This is a genomic window from Roseateles sp., assembly GCF_036486225.1.
Taxonomy (GTDB): Bacteria; Pseudomonadota; Gammaproteobacteria; order Burkholderiales; family Burkholderiaceae_C; genus Roseateles.
This window is the reverse complement of the sequence record NZ_DASVNZ010000065.1, coordinates 1-13,729: the sequence shown is the minus strand read 5'-3', so window position 1 is coordinate 13,729 and position 13,729 is coordinate 1. Positions and strand designations below refer to the sequence as shown.

Genomic DNA, 13,729 nt, shown 5'->3' with positions numbered 1-13,729 from the left:
GGGCGGCGAAGGTTCCGGGTGCTCGCTTCATCGCCGGCGGCACCAACCTGCTCGACCTGATGAAGCTCGACGTGGAGCATCCGCCGCACCTGGTCGATGTGAACCGGCTCGGGCTCGACCGCATCGAGGCCACGGCCGACGGCGGCCTGCGCATCGGCGCGCTGGTGCGCAACAGCGACCTCGCCGCCGACGCCCGCGTGCGGCGCGACTACGGCGTGCCGTCGCGGGCGCTGCTCGCCGGCGCGTCGGGCCAGCTGCGCAACCGCGCCACGACCGCCGGCAACCTGCTGCAACGCACGCGCTGCCCCTACTTCTACGACACCGACCAGCCGTGCAACAAGCGCAAGCCGGGCAGCGGCTGCTCGGCGATCGGCGGCATGAGCCGGCCGCTCGCGGTCATCGGCGTCAGCGAGGCCTGCATCGCCTCGCATCCGAGCGACATGGCCGTGGCGATGCGGGTGCTGGACGCGACGGTGGAGGCAATGCGTCCCGACGGCCAGGCGAGGCGCATCCCGATCGCGGACTTCCATCGGCTGCCCGGCAACACGCCCCACGTCGAGACCACGCTCGAGGCCGGCGAGCTGATCACCGCGGTGACGCTGCCCAGGCCGGTCGTCGGCACGCATCTCTATCACAAGGTCCGCGACCGGGCGTCGTATGCGTTCGCGCTGGTCTCAGTGGGCGCGATCATCCAGCGCGACGGCAGCGGCCGCTTCGCCGTCGGCGGCATCGCCCCCAAGCCGTGGCGGGCCGAAGCCGCCGAGCGTGACCTGCGACGAGGCGCGCCCGCGGCCGCACACGCCTTGCTGACCGGCGCGACGCCGACCGCCGAGAACGCCTTCAAGCTGCCGCTGGTGGAGCGCACGCTCGCCGCGGTGCTCGCGCAAGCCAAGGTCACCGGGAGCACCGCATGAAGTTCGACACCCCCGCCACCACGAATCCGATCGATCAGCTGCGCGTCGTCGGCAAGCCGACCGACCGCATCGACGGACCGCGCAAGACGACCGGCACCGCGCCCTACGCCTACGAACGCCATGACGTGGCGAAGAACGCCGCCTACGGTGTCATCGTCGGCGCCGGCATCGCCAAGGGCCGCCTCTCGACCCTCGACGTCCAGGCGGCGGAGGCCGCGCCGGGCGTGCTGGCCATCGTCACCGCCTACAACGCGGGCAAGCTCGGCAAGGGCAACATGAACACCGCCAAGCTGCTCGGCGGGCCGGAGATCGAGCACTACCACCAGGCCATCGCCGTGGTCGTCGCGGAAAGCTTCGAGCAGGCCCGCGCGGGCGCGGCGCTGATCCGCGTCGAGTACGCGCGCGAGGACGGCGCCTTCAGCCTGGCGAAGGCCAAGGACCAGGCCACGCCGCCCAAGGAAGCCGACGGTCCCGGCGGCACCCCGCCCGAAACGAAGGTCGGCGACTTCGACACCGCGTTCGCGCAGGCGCCGGTGAAGATCGACCAGACCTACACGACGCCGGACCAGTCGCACGCGATGATGGAGCCGCATGCGACGCTGGCGGTCTGGGAAGGCGACAAGCTCACGGTCTGGACCGCCAACCAGATGATCGACTGGGGCCGCGGCGACCTGGCGAAGACGCTGGGCCTGGCGCGCGACAAGGTGCGGCTGATCTCGCCCTTCATCGGCGGCGGTTTCGGCGGCAAGTTGTTCCTGCGCGCGGACGTGCTGATGGCCGCGCTGGGCGCGAAGGCCTGCGGGCGGCCGGTGAAGGTTGCGCTGCAGCGGCCGCTGATGATGAACAACACGACCCACCGGCCCGCGACCATCCAGCGTCTGCGCATCGGCGCGGGGCGCGACGGGAAGATCACGGCGATCGGGCATGAGAGCTGGTCCGGCGACCTGCCCGGCGGCGGACCGGAGACGGCGGTCGCGCAGACGCGGCTGCTCTACGCGGGCGCGAACCGGATGACCGCGATGAAGCTCGCGGTGCTCAACCTGCCCGAGGGCAACGCGATGCGCGCGCCCGGCGAGGCGCCGGGGTTGATGGCGCTCGAGATCGCGATGGACGAGCTGGCGGAGAAGCTGGGCATGGACCCGATCCAGTTCCGCATCGCCAACGACACGCAGGTCGATCCGGAGAAGCCGGAACGGCCGTACTCGCAGCGCCGGCTGACCGAGTGCCTGCGCACGGGCGCGGAGCGCTTCGGCTGGAGCCGTCGTACCGCGCCGGGGCAGCGGCGCGAAGGTCCCGGCGGCCGCTGGCTGATCGGCCTGGGCGTCGCGGCGGCCTTCCGCAACAACATCGTGATGAAGTCCGGCGCGCGCGTGCGGCTGGACCGCCGCGGCATCGTCACCGTCGAGACCGACATGACCGACATCGGCACGGGCACCTACACCATCCTCGCGCAGACCGCGGCGGAGATGATGGGCATCGGGCTGGAGCAGGTGGTCGTGCGGCTGGGCGATTCCGCGCTGCCGGTGTCGGCGGGCTCGGGCGGGCAATGGGGCGCCAACAGCTCGGCCTCGGGCGTCTACGCGGCCTGCGTGGCGCTGCGCGACATGATCGCGAAGAAGGCCGGCATCGATGCGAAGGAAGCCGTCTTCGCCGACGGTCAGGTGCGCGGCGGCGGACGCAGCGTGTCGCTGGGCGAGGTCGCCGGGAACGAGGGCCTGGCCGCCGAGGACAGGATCGAGTTCGGCGACCTCGACAAGAAGTACCAGCAGTCGACCTTCGGCGGCCACTTCGTCGAGGTCGCGGTCGACGCCTTCACCGGCGAGGTCCGGGTGCGGCGCATGCTGGCCGTGTGCGCGGCGGGCCGCATCCTCAACCCGAAGGCGGCGCGCAGCCAGGTCATCGGCGCGATGACGATGGGGGTCGGCGCGGCGCTGATGGAGGCGCTGCATGTCGACGAGCGCCGCGGCTTCTTCGTCAACCACGACCTGGCGGGCTACGAGGTGCCGGCGCATGCCGACATCCCGCACCAGGAGGTCGTGTTCCTCGACGAGACGGATCCGCTGTCCTCGCCGCTCAAGGCCAAGGGCGTCGGGGAACTCGGCATCTGCGGCGTCGCGGCCGCCGTCGCCAACGCGATCCACAACGCCACCGGCGTGCGCGTGCGGGACTATCCGATCACGCTCGACAAGCTGCTGAAGGATCTGCCAAAGGTGGCGTGACCGGGCGCGATCTGACGCCACCCAACTCCGCGGTGCCGTTCACCGCAGGCGTATGGCGAGTTCCAGGATGCTGGGCGTTGTCTGTCCCTCGACGGGCTGGCGCTCCTGTCTGGTGGGAATGGGTATCGCATTGGGCATGCGTGCCAGGCGGTTCCGCTGCAGTCGCAGCGCTTCTCCTGCACGCTGCAGTGCGAGTCTCTGCGTCTGCGCTTGCTGCGTCAGTTGGCCCAGGTCGTCCTGAATCTCGTCCAGCATCGGTGCCGGGTCGGCCGATCCTCGATATTCGCCGGGCCCTACAGCTTCCAACATCAAGTAGGCGCAGAGCGTGGACCTGTGGGGCCCTTTTCTCAAACGCTGAAGGACCGGTTCGCCGAGCAAGCGACCCAGGAGCTCATTCACTTGCGTGGCCACTGACGTTGATGATCCGCAGGCACGGACGGCGGCACTCCCCGTCCACTCGTCGCGCGTGCCACCGGGCTCCTGATAGCCCGCCAGCACCAGGGCGGCGATCCAGCCGGCCAGGCGGTCGGCGGGCAGGTCCGCGAGGTCGTGGGCGGTCTGGACGCTGCTCTCACCCTCCAATGCCGCCATCAGGTGGCCGCCGACCAAGCTGACTCTGCTCAGGCGTTCCGTGTTTCCCGCCCTCGCCGAAGCATCGACGAGCAGCCCTTCTAGTTCGTTCCATCGCATCGGCCACGCCGAGGGCTCGGCATCCACCCCTTCAACAGGAGGCGGTGCCGTGACCGATGGAGCAGGCGTGCCCACCGCCCTGAGGCCGTAGACCGTGTTGTCAGGCGTGAATCCGTCCATCCGATGTTCCCTTGACGAAAGCCCTTCAGTGCCTGGTTGGCCTGCCTGGTTCTCGCGCACGGCGCAGGCCGCGCATCGAACGACAAGGCGGCTCTGTGGCGCCTCAGCGCGCGTTCGTCGTCTGCGCCGCCTGCGTGGGATTCATCGCCTCCGCCAACACCGCCGCGAGCGCATCGATGTCATACGGCTTGGGCACCAGCGGCACGTTGGGCGCTTCCTCGATGCGCACCGGGTGGCCGCTGGCCAGCACCACCGGCAGCGTCGGCTTCAGCACCTTCAAGGTCCGCACCAGGTCCACGCCGCTGCGCTCGCCCGGCATCACGATGTCGGTCAGCACCACGTCCGCCGTCAGCCCGCCGCGCAACTGGTCCAGGGCCTGGTCGGCCGTCGGCGCCGTCTTCACGGTGAAGCCGCGCTCCTCCAGCGCCTGCGCGGTCAGCTCGCGCACCGAGGGCTCGTCCTCCACGAGCAGCACCGTGCCGGCGAAGCGCCGCTCCCCATCGGCCGTGGCCGTGCGCTCGATCGGCTCTTGCGTCTGCGTCCTGCCGTGCGAGCGCGGCAGCCACAGCGTGACCTCGGTGCCCAGGCCGATCTTGCTGACGATGCCGGCCGTGCCGCCCGCCGAGCGCGCCAGCGCATAGACCTGCGCCAGCCCCAGACCCGTGCCCTGCCCCACCGCCTTGGTCGTGAAGAAGGGCTCGAACGCGCGTTCCATCTGCTCCTGCGACATGCCGTCGCCGGTGTCGCGCACCGCGATCGCGACGTAGTCCCCCGGCAGCAACTCGGGCGCCAGGCCCACAGGATCGCCCTCCGCCAGCACGCGCTTGCGGGCGGAGACGGTGAGTCGTCCCCGTCCGTGCATGGCATCGCGCGCGTTGAGCGCGAGGTTCAGCACTGCCAGTTCCAGTTGCACCGGGTCCGTTCGCACGGGCCACAGGTCCTCGTCGATGTCCAGCTCGACCTCGACGGCACTGCCCACCGCGCCGCCGGCCAGCGCCATCAGCTCCGGCAGCTGGCGCCGCAGGTCGATGACCGCCTCGTGGCCGACCTGCGGGCGTCCGAAGGCCAGCAACTGACGCGTCAGCTGCGCCGCCTTCGCGGTCGCGCGCTGGCAGGCCTCCAGCGCCGTGTCCGCGCGCGGATCGGTGCTGAGCCGGCGTGCCAGCTGCAGCCCCGTCGTCATCGTCTGCAGCAGGTTGTTGAAGTCGTGTGCGATGCCGCCGGTCAACCGGCCCAGCGCCTCCAGCTTCTGGCTGCGCAGCGCCGCCTGCTGGGCATGGCGCGTCTGCGCGACCGCCGCCTCGATCTCCTCGCGCAGGCGGGACTCGTTGCCCGCGCGCTCGCGGCTGGCCGTGGCGAGCGCCTGCTGGACCACGTCGATCTCGTCGACGCCGCCGGGCGCCGCGGCGATCGTCGCCCCGCTGCCCATGCGGATCGCGTCCTTGCGCAGGCGCCGCAGTGGCTCCGCGATCGCCCGGCTCATGCGCCTTGCCAGCACCAGCGCCAGCACGATGAAGGCCAGCGACAAGGCCAGCATCATCGCGAAGGCGGTCCAGGCGCCCTTGGCGAGCTCCGACTGGCTCAGCCCGATGAGCACCACCCAGCCCGAATCGGGCGCGCGGCTGAAGACGGTGAAGACCGGCTCGCCGTCCAGCGTGCGCGCGTCGACGACGCCCTGGTCCCCGCGCCCCAGCGCGGCCAGCATGTTGGCGCTGGCCCGCTGGCCGACCCGTTTCTCCGGGTCGCGGGTGCGCGCGATGACGACGCCGTTGCGGTCCAGCACCACCCCCAGCCAGCCCTCGGGCAGCGGCTGCTGGCGGAAGATCTGCTGCATCTCGCTGACCGGGCTGCCGTAGCCGAGGTACATGGGCTTGCCGAGCACCGTCACCGGCACGCGGACGGCGAAGCTGGGCTTGCGGTCCACCGGGCCGAGGTAGAGGTTGGAGACCAGCAGCCGGCGCGTGCCGTCGATGCCGTCCGTGAAGCCGCCCGCCGCGGGCAAGGGCTGACCCCAGGCGATCCGGGTGTTGATCAGCTGCCGGCCTTCGACCGTCGTCAGCACGATGGTGTTGGGCGTGCCGGCGACGAGCCGGGCGGCTTCGCCGTGGAAGAGTTCCAGCCGGCCCTCGGCCAGGCTGGGCGACACGCTCAGCGCCTGCAGCAGCGCCGTGCGCACCGCCATCTCGCGGTCGGCGACCAGGCTCAGCGCCTCGGCGGTCTCGGTGGCGGCGGCGACGGCGGCGCGCCGCTCGGTGTGGAAGACCGCCATGCCGGCGATCACCGACAACAGCAGCGTGGGCAGCACGATCAGCCAGACCATGGCGCGCAACTTGCCGCTGACGGACCCGGCGCGTGGCGCGGAAGAGGACGGGGTCCGAAGGGGCATGATGGGCCGATTCTAGGGGCGGGACCGGCCGGCGTCCGACGCCTGCGCGGCACGCGCTCATTGCGGCGCCTGGCGACGCTTTCGGGGGCGCCTCATCCGGAAAGGGAGTGCGATGAAACTGCTCGTCATCGAGGACGAGGACAAGCTCGGCGACTACCTGCGCAGCGGGCTGACGCAGGAAGGCTTCGTCGTCGACCTGGTGCGCGACGGCGTGGACGGCCTGCACCAGGCCAGCGAAGGCCAGTACGACCTGGTGCTGCTGGACGGCGTGCTGCCGGGCATCGACGGCCTGGCGGTGCTGGCGGCGCTGCGCCAGCAGGACCACACGCGCGCGCTGCCGGTGCTGATGATGACGGCGCGCGCCGAGGTCGAGGACCGCGTGCGCGGCCTGCAGGCCGGCGCCGACGACTACCTGTGCAAGCCCTTCGCCTTCTCCGAACTGGTGGCCCGCATCCAGGCGCTGCTGCGCCGCGCGGCCGGCACCCCGCCGGCCGAGGCCACCGTGCTCAAGCTCGCCGACCTCGAGGTCGACCTGCTGCGACGCAAGGTCCAGCGCGCCGGACAGCGGCTCGACCTCACGCCCAAGGAACTCAGCCTGCTGACGCTGCTGCTGCGGCGCCAGGGTCAGGTCTTGTCCCGGACCGAACTCGCCGAGCAGGTCTGGGACATGAACTTCGACAGCGAGACCAACGTCGTCGAGGTCGCCGTGCGACGGCTGCGCGGCAAGCTCGACAAGCCTTTCGGCGTCGCGCTGCTGCACACCGTGCGCGGCATGGGTTACGTGCTGGAGCGCCGCGAGGACTGAACGCCGCGGCGGCGCCAGACCGCCAGCAGGCCCACGCCTGCCGCCAGCATGGCCCAGGTCGACGGCTCCGGCACCGGCGCGGCAAGCTGCTCGAAGGCCAGCTGCTGCATCACCCGCACCTGCGCCTGGGTGATGCCCAACTGCGCCGCGGCGGTCTCGTCCGCGCCCAGGCTGCGCGGATCCAGGCCGGTGATCTTGCCGAAGATCGTCAGCGCCTCCAGGTAGCTGCCGTACATGCTGGCGTGGTAGTTGTCGCTGGCCCAGAGCTTGACCTTGCCGGCGTCGATGCCGTCGTAAGGGTTGGTGTCGGCGAAGCCCTGCGACATCGCGCGGTTCCAGGCCAGTCCCACCGGGATCACGCCGTCGATCTTGTCGGAGGCCTGATCCGCCTGCAGGTAGCCGGTGTAGACGTCCTCGGCCATCTGGTAGATCGACTGGCCGTACCAGGCGCCGCTGGGCGGGTAGGTCTGGTCCGCGCGCGACCAGGTCGCCATCAGGTTGATCTTCACGTTGGCGTTCTGCGCGTGCAGCGCGTCGGCCAGCAGGCCCGAGTACTGGATCAGCGTGGCCGGATTGCCGGGACGCGCCGCGTCCAGCGTGCTGTAGCTCTGCAGCACGACCCGATCCCAGGGCTTGTTGATCAGGCCCATCTTGGTGTTGTAGTGCAGGTCCAGCCCGCTGCCGCCGACGGTCTCCAGGCTCACGTCGTAGTTGAGGCCGGCCTGCGCGGTGAAGGCCTTGAACAACGCCGGGATGCCGCCGATGCCGGTGCCGTTGAGGTCGGTCACCGAGCCGGGATTGAACTGCATCACCGACGAGCCTTGCGCGTAGGTGAAGCTGTTGCCGACGAACAGGATGCTCTCGGCCTGCGCCGCGCCGAAGGACAGCGCGAGCGCGATGCCCGCCAACGGGCGTGCGGACCGGTGCACGAAGCGCCGGAACGCGTGGAGGGACCCTGGGAACCGCGTGGTGGATCGATTCATTTGTCTTCCTCGGTGGGAGTCGTGGATGCGCTCTGGCGCCTCGACCGATGGGTTATGGCCGATGGCGTCGCGCATGTCCTCGTTATAGGGAGCGAGACGCCGTCCGGTAGGCCCGTGGGCGCGGGCCCCCTAGATCGCTGTGCGGACAGCATCGAGAACCTGGTGCGTTGCCGCACGCATTTGGGGACACCCCGGAAACAGCGACGCGGCGCACACGCAATGGCACCGAAGACACGCATCGATACCTCGGCGGGTACGGTGATTGCCATAGTGTCCGGCTGGAACGGATGTGCAGTTCCTGGAGCCTATCGATGTCCCTTTCTCTTGCCGCAAACCCTTCCGCCACACACCCTCGTGCGAACCTGCTGCTCGTGCAGCTGCCCGCCGAGGACCAGGCGCGCTGGTCCGCGCAGCTCGAGACCGTGGAGCTGCTCAAGGGCCGCGTGCTCTTCGAGGCCGGCAGCCCCGCCACCCACGTCTACTTCCCGATCACCGCGATCGTGTCGCTGATCCACACGACCCACTCGGGCGATGCGACCCAGGTCGCGATGATCGGCTCCGAAGGCGCCGCGGGCCTGGCGGCGGCGATGGGCGGCGAGTCGCCGGCCTGCCGCGCGGTCGTGCAACGCGCCGGCCTGGCCTTCCGCATGCGGGTGTCCCTGGTGCGGGAAGAGCTGATGCGCGTCGGCCCGTCGACGCAGCTGCTGCTGCGTTATGTGCAATCGCTGATCAGCCAGATCGCCCACACGGCGGTCTGCAACCGTCACCATGCGCTGGAACGGCAGTTGTGCCGCTGGCTGCTGCAGTCGCTGGATCGTCAGCATGGGCATTGCGAGCTGTCGGTGACGCAGGAGTCGATCTCCAACCTGCTGGGTGTGCGCCGGGAAGGCGTCACCGAAAGCGCCCAGCGCCTCCAGGCCGCCGGCCTGATCCGTTATTCCCGCGGACATATCGCGGTACTGGACCGGCCGGGGCTGGAGGCCCGGGCCTGCGAGTGCTACGCCCTGCTCAAGCAGGACTTCCAGCGTCTGCTGCCTCAGGACCTGGACGACGTGAACGCGGCCACCTCTGCCACCTTCGCGCCCGTCGCCGTGCAGGCCTGAGGGCTCTGCATCGCTGTTCAAGCACCACAGCGAGCATCCCGTCGTGGACGGGGGCTCGTGGAACGTGTCATGGACACGCCCGTCGCACGCGAAGACGCCGGCTCTCGCCGCCGCCCTGTTGCGCGTTTCACTCGATCACCACGCGCCGGAACGTCCGGGCACCCGCATGCCCTCGCGTTCCGATGCCGTGGGATCGTGCGACCGGTCCCGAGGGACCGGTCTCGTCATCACTTCTCCGAACGGGTCCGGCGACGCGCGACGAAGCCGATGGCGCCCAGACCGGCGATCAGCATCGCGTAGGTCGAGGGTTCCGGCACCGCCGATGCGAAGTTGATCGAACCGCCGCCCTGACGGATGCGGAATCCGCCGGCGAAGGGCTCGACCTGCGACGTCGTGTTGGAGAACGAGGTCAGCGCCAGGTTGTAGACCGGCAGCGAGGTCTGGAAGCCGTCCACCAGCCAGTTCAGCGTCAGCTTGGCGTTGGCCGACGGGTTGAAGGTGCCGTCGCCCAGCGGCGTGGTCGCCACCGTGCCCAGCACCAGCGAGCCGCTGGCCAGGGCCACTTCGCCGGTCGCGGTTTCGGTCGGCGTGTTGCCGGCGAAGCCGAACGACGAGGTGCCGTTGTAGCCGTACAGGGTGTAGGTCAGCGAGGTCAGCGTGCCCAGCGTCGGGGTGGTGCCCGGGTTGCCGGCCTGCGACAACGTGCCGGAGCCGCTGAACTGGATGTAGAAGCCGTAGTCCGCGTTCAGGCCGCTGGACGGCAGCGTGATGCCGCCGAGCTGCGCGGCGCTGATCGCCAGGTAGCCCGATTCCGCAAACGTGTTGCCGGCCCCGAAGGTGATGGTCGAGTAGTTCGACACCAGCAGGTTGTCAGCCGTGAACGACGAGCCGTTCAGGCCGGCGGCAGCCGGGTCCCAGGTGAATTGCGGTAGCGCGGAAGCGCTGGCGCTGGCGGCGGCCAGGGCAAGAGCCAGCAGGGTACGCTGGAATGCCACGGGCTTCCGGGAGAGCAAAGGCAGGGTCATGGTGGTTGCTCCGAAAAGGAAGGAATCCGCAACTTGCGGACACCGCAGTTCACCACCCGCCCCAGAGGGAGTCTGTTCGTCCACCCACATAAAAACTAGCCCTCTTCCGCATGTACCAGGAAGGTGCTACGAAAGGGGGTTTCCGTGCCTGAAAACACCCCGCGAACAGGGGGTGCTGCAATGCAACAAAAACACGGTTTCCTTCGATGGCTTCGGGGAAAAGTGGTCGCTGCGGCGCCGCAAACGGTCTCGCTGGATCTCGCACGCGCGCAAGGCCGCCGCGATCGGTTCGCCATGCGACGAAAACCCACGCGATCGGCGGTGCCATCCCCACGCCGGCCTGCGCGAATTACTGCGCTCGCGCGGCGCTTTTCAAGGGGCTCCGGCGGTGATGCGGACGGGACAATCCGCTGTCGCCTTTCGACACCCTGTCGACACCTTCCGCCGCCGTCCACGAGCTCCGCACACCATGTCGCAACCCAGCCGCACCGCCACCTCCGCCGCCCTCTCCTCGACCGCCGTGTCCGGCGTGGCGGGCCTCATGCTCGGACAGATCGTCCTGGCGCTGGCGCTGCACCATGGCCGCTCCGTCGAGGGCCTGGGCTACGCGCTGGTGTTCCTGCTGGCCGGCGGCGCATCGGTCGCCTGCTTCCTGGCGCATCGCCATCAGCAGCGCCGTCCTCGTGACGAGCCCGCGCCGCTGCGCCTGTGGGTCGGCGCGCTGGCGCTGGGCGCGTTCGCGTCGATGGTGGCGGTCGGCTCGTTCTGAGCCCGTTCTGAGCGCTGAGAGCGACGCCTCCCGGCGTCGCTGAGTTCCTTATCGGTCGACATCCTCGTCGACATCCTCATCGTCTTCCGCATGCTCGGGATCGGGCCCGGCCGACGGATCGTCGCCGCTGGCGAGGTCCTCCACATCGATGCTCGCGTCGATGTCGTCCGGAGACGGCTCGCGACTGACGCGATCCGGTGAAATGTCGGCGGCCTCGTGGTCCCTCCCCGGCGTTGCCGAAGCGCGCTCCCCAGTGCCGAAACGGTCGGTGTCGCTGCCGGGATTCGACGGCGTCGCGCCGAGTTCGTCCGGATCGTCCGGGCCGGTGCTCATCTGACGCTCGCCGGAGATGTCGCTGCCGCTGTCGGAGCTGTCGCTCGGTCCGAGCGAGTCCGTGCCCCGTCCCTTCGCCTGCGCGGGCGCCTGCGTTCCGCCGAGGATGCTGCTGGTGGCCATGGTGCTTCTCCTGTGAGACCCGGTGCGGGTCGATGCAGGAGTTCGGCAAGCCCCGGGCCCGCGGATCAGGTCGAGCGCTTCTGGTAGACGCGTTCCTTCGCCGCGATCTCGATGAACTCGCCGGCGTGCGCCGAGAAGCGCAGCGTCTCGCGCGCGCCCAGTCCGAGGAAGCCGTTGCGGCACAGCGCCTCGGTGAACAGTCCGAGCGCACGGTCCTGCAGCGCGCGATTGAAATAGATCAGCACGTTGCGGCACGACACCAGCTGCACCTCCGCGAACACGCTGTCCGTGGACAGGCTGTGGTCGCTGAAGACGATGCGTTCCTTGAGCGCCTTGTCCATCAGCACGTGGTCGTAGGCCGCCGTGTAGTGCTCCGACAGCGAGCCATGCCCGCCCGACGCGCGGTGGTTCGCGGTGTACAGCGGCACCTGGTCGACCCGGTACACCCCCGCCTGCGCCTGCGCGAGCGCCTCCTGGCTGATGTCGGTCGCGTAGATCAGCGTGCGATCCAGCAGCCCTTCCTCCTTCATGAGGATGGCCATGGAATACGCCTCCTCGCCGCCGCTGCAGCCCGCCACCCAGATGCGCAGCGACGGGAAGGTGCGCAGCACCGGCACGACCTGCTCGCGCAGCGCGAGGAAGTATTCCGGGTCCCGGAACATCTCGCTGACCTGCACCGTCAGGTCGCCCAGCACGGAGCGGAAGACTTCCGGCTCGTGCAGCAGGCGCCCCTGCAGCTGCGACAGATTGGCGCAGACGAAGCGCTGCTGCGCGGCCTTGAGCCGGCGGCGCAGCGAGCTGCCCGCGTAGTCGCGGAAGTCGTAGTGGTAACGCTCGTAGATCGCCTCCAGGATCAGCCGGACCTCGAGGTCGTCCGCGTGCCTGCCAGGGCCGTCAGGGTGGCCGCGGCCGTCGTTCGGATCCTGCGTCATCGCCCGGCGATCCTCATCGCGGCATCCACACCCGCACCAGCGAGAGCAGCTTCTCGATGTCCAGCGGCTTGGCGATGTAGTCGTTGGCGCCGGCGGCCATGCACTTCTCCTGGTCGTCCTTCATCGCCTTGGCGGTGAGCGCGATGATGGGCAGCCGGCGCAGCTCGGCGCGCGCGCGGATCTCGCGCATCGCGGTGTAGCCGTCCATCTCCGGCATCATGATGTCCATCAGCACCAGGTCCACCGCCGGCATCGCGCCGGGGCCCTGCAGCGGCGCGGAGAGCCGCTCCAGCGCCTCGCGGCCGTTGCGCGCGATGTCCACCTTCACGCCCTTGGGCTCCAGCACCGCCGACAGCGCGAAGATGTTGCGCACGTCGTCCTCGACGACCAGCACGCGCCGGCCTTCGAGCATGTTGTCCCGCGCCCGCACTTCCTTGAGCATCTTCTGGCGCTCCGGCGGCAGCTGCGCTTCCACCTGGTGCAGGAACAGCGTGACCTCGTCGAGCAGCCGCTCGGGCGAACGCGCGCCCTTGATGATGATGGAGCGCGAGTAGCGCCGCAGCTGCTGCTCCTGCTGCGCCGTCAGCGTGTGGCCGGTGTAGACGATCACCGGCGGGAAGGCGACGTCCTCCTGCAGCGCCATCTGGTCGAGCAGGTCGTAGCCGCTCATGTCGGGCAGGTTCAGGTCCATCACCATGCAGTCGAAGGTCGAGCGGCGCAGCGCCTCGAGCGCCTCGGCCGCGGTGGCGACGCCCTCGATGCGGACCTCGTCGGCGGCCAGCAGGTGGCGGATGCTGTCGAGCTGGCGCGCATCGTCCTCCACCACCAGCACCGTGCGCAGGCGCTGCGAGAACTTGGCTTCGAGCTTGTTCAGCGCGACCTCGAGCTCCTCGCGCTTGACCGGCTTGAAGGCGTAGCCGACCGCGCCGCGCTCCATCGCCTCGTGCGTGTAGTCGGCCACCGAGATCACGTGCACGGGGATGTGGCGCGTCAGCGGCTCGCGCTTGAGCTGGTCCAGCACGCCCAGGCCGGAGTGGTCCGGCAGGTTCATGTCGAGCAGGATCGCGCTGGGCGCGTAGCGCTGCGCGATCGACAGACCGTTCGCCGCCGTGTGCGCCATCAGGCAGACGAAGCCCATCTCGCGGATCAGGTCGCGCAGGATCAGTGCGAAGCGCTGGTCGTCCTCGATGATGAGGATGGCGCGGTCGCCGGGCACCCAGGACAGGCGGTCGTCGTCGAGCTGCGGCAGGCGCGGCTCGGGTGCGGCCGGCGCGGGTTCGCGCAGCAGGGCCTCGGCCGTGGCCGTGTCCTCCTCGTTCGCGCCCAG

The 13,729-nt window shown here is 70.0% G+C and carries 12 protein-coding genes; 5 read left to right on the top strand and 7 right to left on the bottom strand.

Annotated features, from left to right (window positions below; all coding sequences use genetic code 11):
• Positions 1-914, top strand: a 914-nt coding sequence (locus VF536_RS05085; RefSeq protein ID WP_331613718.1) for a xanthine dehydrogenase family protein subunit M, incomplete at its 5' end; no start/stop codon positions are given.
• Entirely contained in the window at positions 911-3,133 is a 2,223-nt protein-coding gene (gene paoC / locus VF536_RS05080; protein WP_331613717.1) for an aldehyde oxidoreductase molybdenum-binding subunit PaoC, read from the top strand. The genes VF536_RS05085 and paoC, both read left to right, overlap by 4 nt.
• A 39-nt stretch (positions 3,134-3,172) precedes the next feature.
• On the opposite strand, the gene VF536_RS05075 is transcribed toward paoC, so the two are convergent.
• Both VF536_RS05075 and VF536_RS05070 read right to left on the bottom strand, forming a co-directional pair.
• Positions 3,173-3,943: a hypothetical protein gene (locus VF536_RS05075; RefSeq protein ID WP_331613716.1), complete on the bottom strand. Its 771-nt coding sequence runs from the start codon at positions 3,941-3,943 to the stop codon at positions 3,173-3,175.
• A gap of 103 nt (positions 3,944-4,046) precedes the next feature.
• On the bottom strand, positions 4,047-6,329 hold the full coding sequence (locus VF536_RS05070; RefSeq protein ID WP_331613715.1) for an ATP-binding protein: 2,283 nt from the start codon (positions 6,327-6,329) through the stop codon (positions 4,047-4,049).
• 112 nt (positions 6,330-6,441) lie between these two features.
• Between VF536_RS05070 and VF536_RS05065 the strand changes: the two genes are divergently transcribed.
• Complete coding sequence (locus VF536_RS05065) at positions 6,442-7,134, top strand: heavy metal response regulator transcription factor (RefSeq protein WP_331613714.1); 693 nt, start codon at positions 6,442-6,444, stop codon at positions 7,132-7,134.
• On the opposite strand, the gene VF536_RS05060 is transcribed toward VF536_RS05065, so the two are convergent.
• Positions 7,107-8,117 (bottom strand): DUF4886 domain-containing protein, encoded by a 1,011-nt coding sequence (locus VF536_RS05060; protein ID WP_331613713.1) that lies wholly within the window; start codon positions 8,115-8,117, stop codon positions 7,107-7,109. The genes VF536_RS05065 and VF536_RS05060 overlap by 28 nt on opposite strands.
• Positions 8,118-8,428: 311 nt before the next feature.
• On the opposite strand from VF536_RS05060, the gene VF536_RS05055 reads away from it, so the two are divergent.
• Entirely contained in the window at positions 8,429-9,220 is a 792-nt protein-coding gene (locus VF536_RS05055; protein ID WP_331613712.1) for a Crp/Fnr family transcriptional regulator, read from the top strand.
• Between the two features lie 227 nt (positions 9,221-9,447).
• On the opposite strand, the gene pepA is transcribed toward VF536_RS05055, so the two are convergent.
• On the bottom strand, positions 9,448-10,245 hold the full coding sequence (gene pepA / locus VF536_RS05050; RefSeq protein ID WP_331613711.1) for a flocculation-associated PEP-CTERM protein PepA: 798 nt from the start codon (positions 10,243-10,245) through the stop codon (positions 9,448-9,450).
• A 469-nt stretch (positions 10,246-10,714) separates the two neighbouring features.
• Here pepA and VF536_RS05045 point away from each other — a divergent pair, with 469 nt between their 5' ends.
• Complete coding sequence (locus VF536_RS05045; RefSeq protein ID WP_331613710.1) at positions 10,715-11,014, top strand: hypothetical protein; 300 nt, start codon at positions 10,715-10,717, stop codon at positions 11,012-11,014.
• A 48-nt stretch (positions 11,015-11,062) separates the two neighbouring features.
• On the opposite strand, the gene VF536_RS05040 is transcribed toward VF536_RS05045, so the two are convergent.
• From VF536_RS05040 to VF536_RS05030, 3 genes are all read right to left on the bottom strand, one after another.
• Positions 11,063-11,470, bottom strand: coding sequence for a hypothetical protein (locus VF536_RS05040; RefSeq protein WP_331613709.1), 408 nt, complete (start codon positions 11,468-11,470; stop codon positions 11,063-11,065).
• A 65-nt stretch (positions 11,471-11,535) separates the two neighbouring features.
• A complete protein-coding gene (locus VF536_RS05035; protein WP_331613708.1) occupies positions 11,536-12,402 on the bottom strand; it encodes a CheR family methyltransferase in 867 nt (288 codons plus the stop codon).
• Positions 12,403-12,415: 13 nt separating this feature from the next.
• On the bottom strand, positions 12,416-13,729 hold a 1,314-nt coding region (locus tag VF536_RS05030), incomplete at its 5' end, for a response regulator (RefSeq protein WP_331613707.1).

Excerpts from the sequence above, each read along its gene's own strand:
- VF536_RS05075 (WP_331613716.1), bottom strand. The coding sequence starts at position 3,943 with ATGGACGGATTCACGCCTGACAACACGGTCTACGGCCTCAGGGCGGTG.
- VF536_RS05055 (WP_331613712.1), top strand. The coding sequence starts at position 8,429 with ATGTCCCTTTCTCTTGCCGCAAACCCTTCCGCCACACACCCTCGTGCG.
- VF536_RS05070 (WP_331613715.1), bottom strand. The coding sequence starts at position 6,329 with ATGCCCCTTCGGACCCCGTCCTCTTCCGCGCCACGCGCCGGGTCCGTC.
- VF536_RS05035 (WP_331613708.1), bottom strand. The coding sequence starts at position 12,402 with ATGACGCAGGATCCGAACGACGGCCGCGGCCACCCTGACGGCCCTGGC.
- VF536_RS05060 (WP_331613713.1), bottom strand. The coding sequence starts at position 8,117 with ATGAATCGATCCACCACGCGGTTCCCAGGGTCCCTCCACGCGTTCCGG.
- VF536_RS05065 (WP_331613714.1), top strand. The coding sequence starts at position 6,442 with ATGAAACTGCTCGTCATCGAGGACGAGGACAAGCTCGGCGACTACCTG.
- pepA (WP_331613711.1), bottom strand. The coding sequence starts at position 10,245 with ATGACCCTGCCTTTGCTCTCCCGGAAGCCCGTGGCATTCCAGCGTACC.
- VF536_RS05045 (WP_331613710.1), top strand. The coding sequence starts at position 10,715 with ATGTCGCAACCCAGCCGCACCGCCACCTCCGCCGCCCTCTCCTCGACC.
- paoC (WP_331613717.1), top strand. The coding sequence starts at position 911 with ATGAAGTTCGACACCCCCGCCACCACGAATCCGATCGATCAGCTGCGC.
- VF536_RS05040 (WP_331613709.1), bottom strand. The coding sequence starts at position 11,470 with ATGGCCACCAGCAGCATCCTCGGCGGAACGCAGGCGCCCGCGCAGGCG.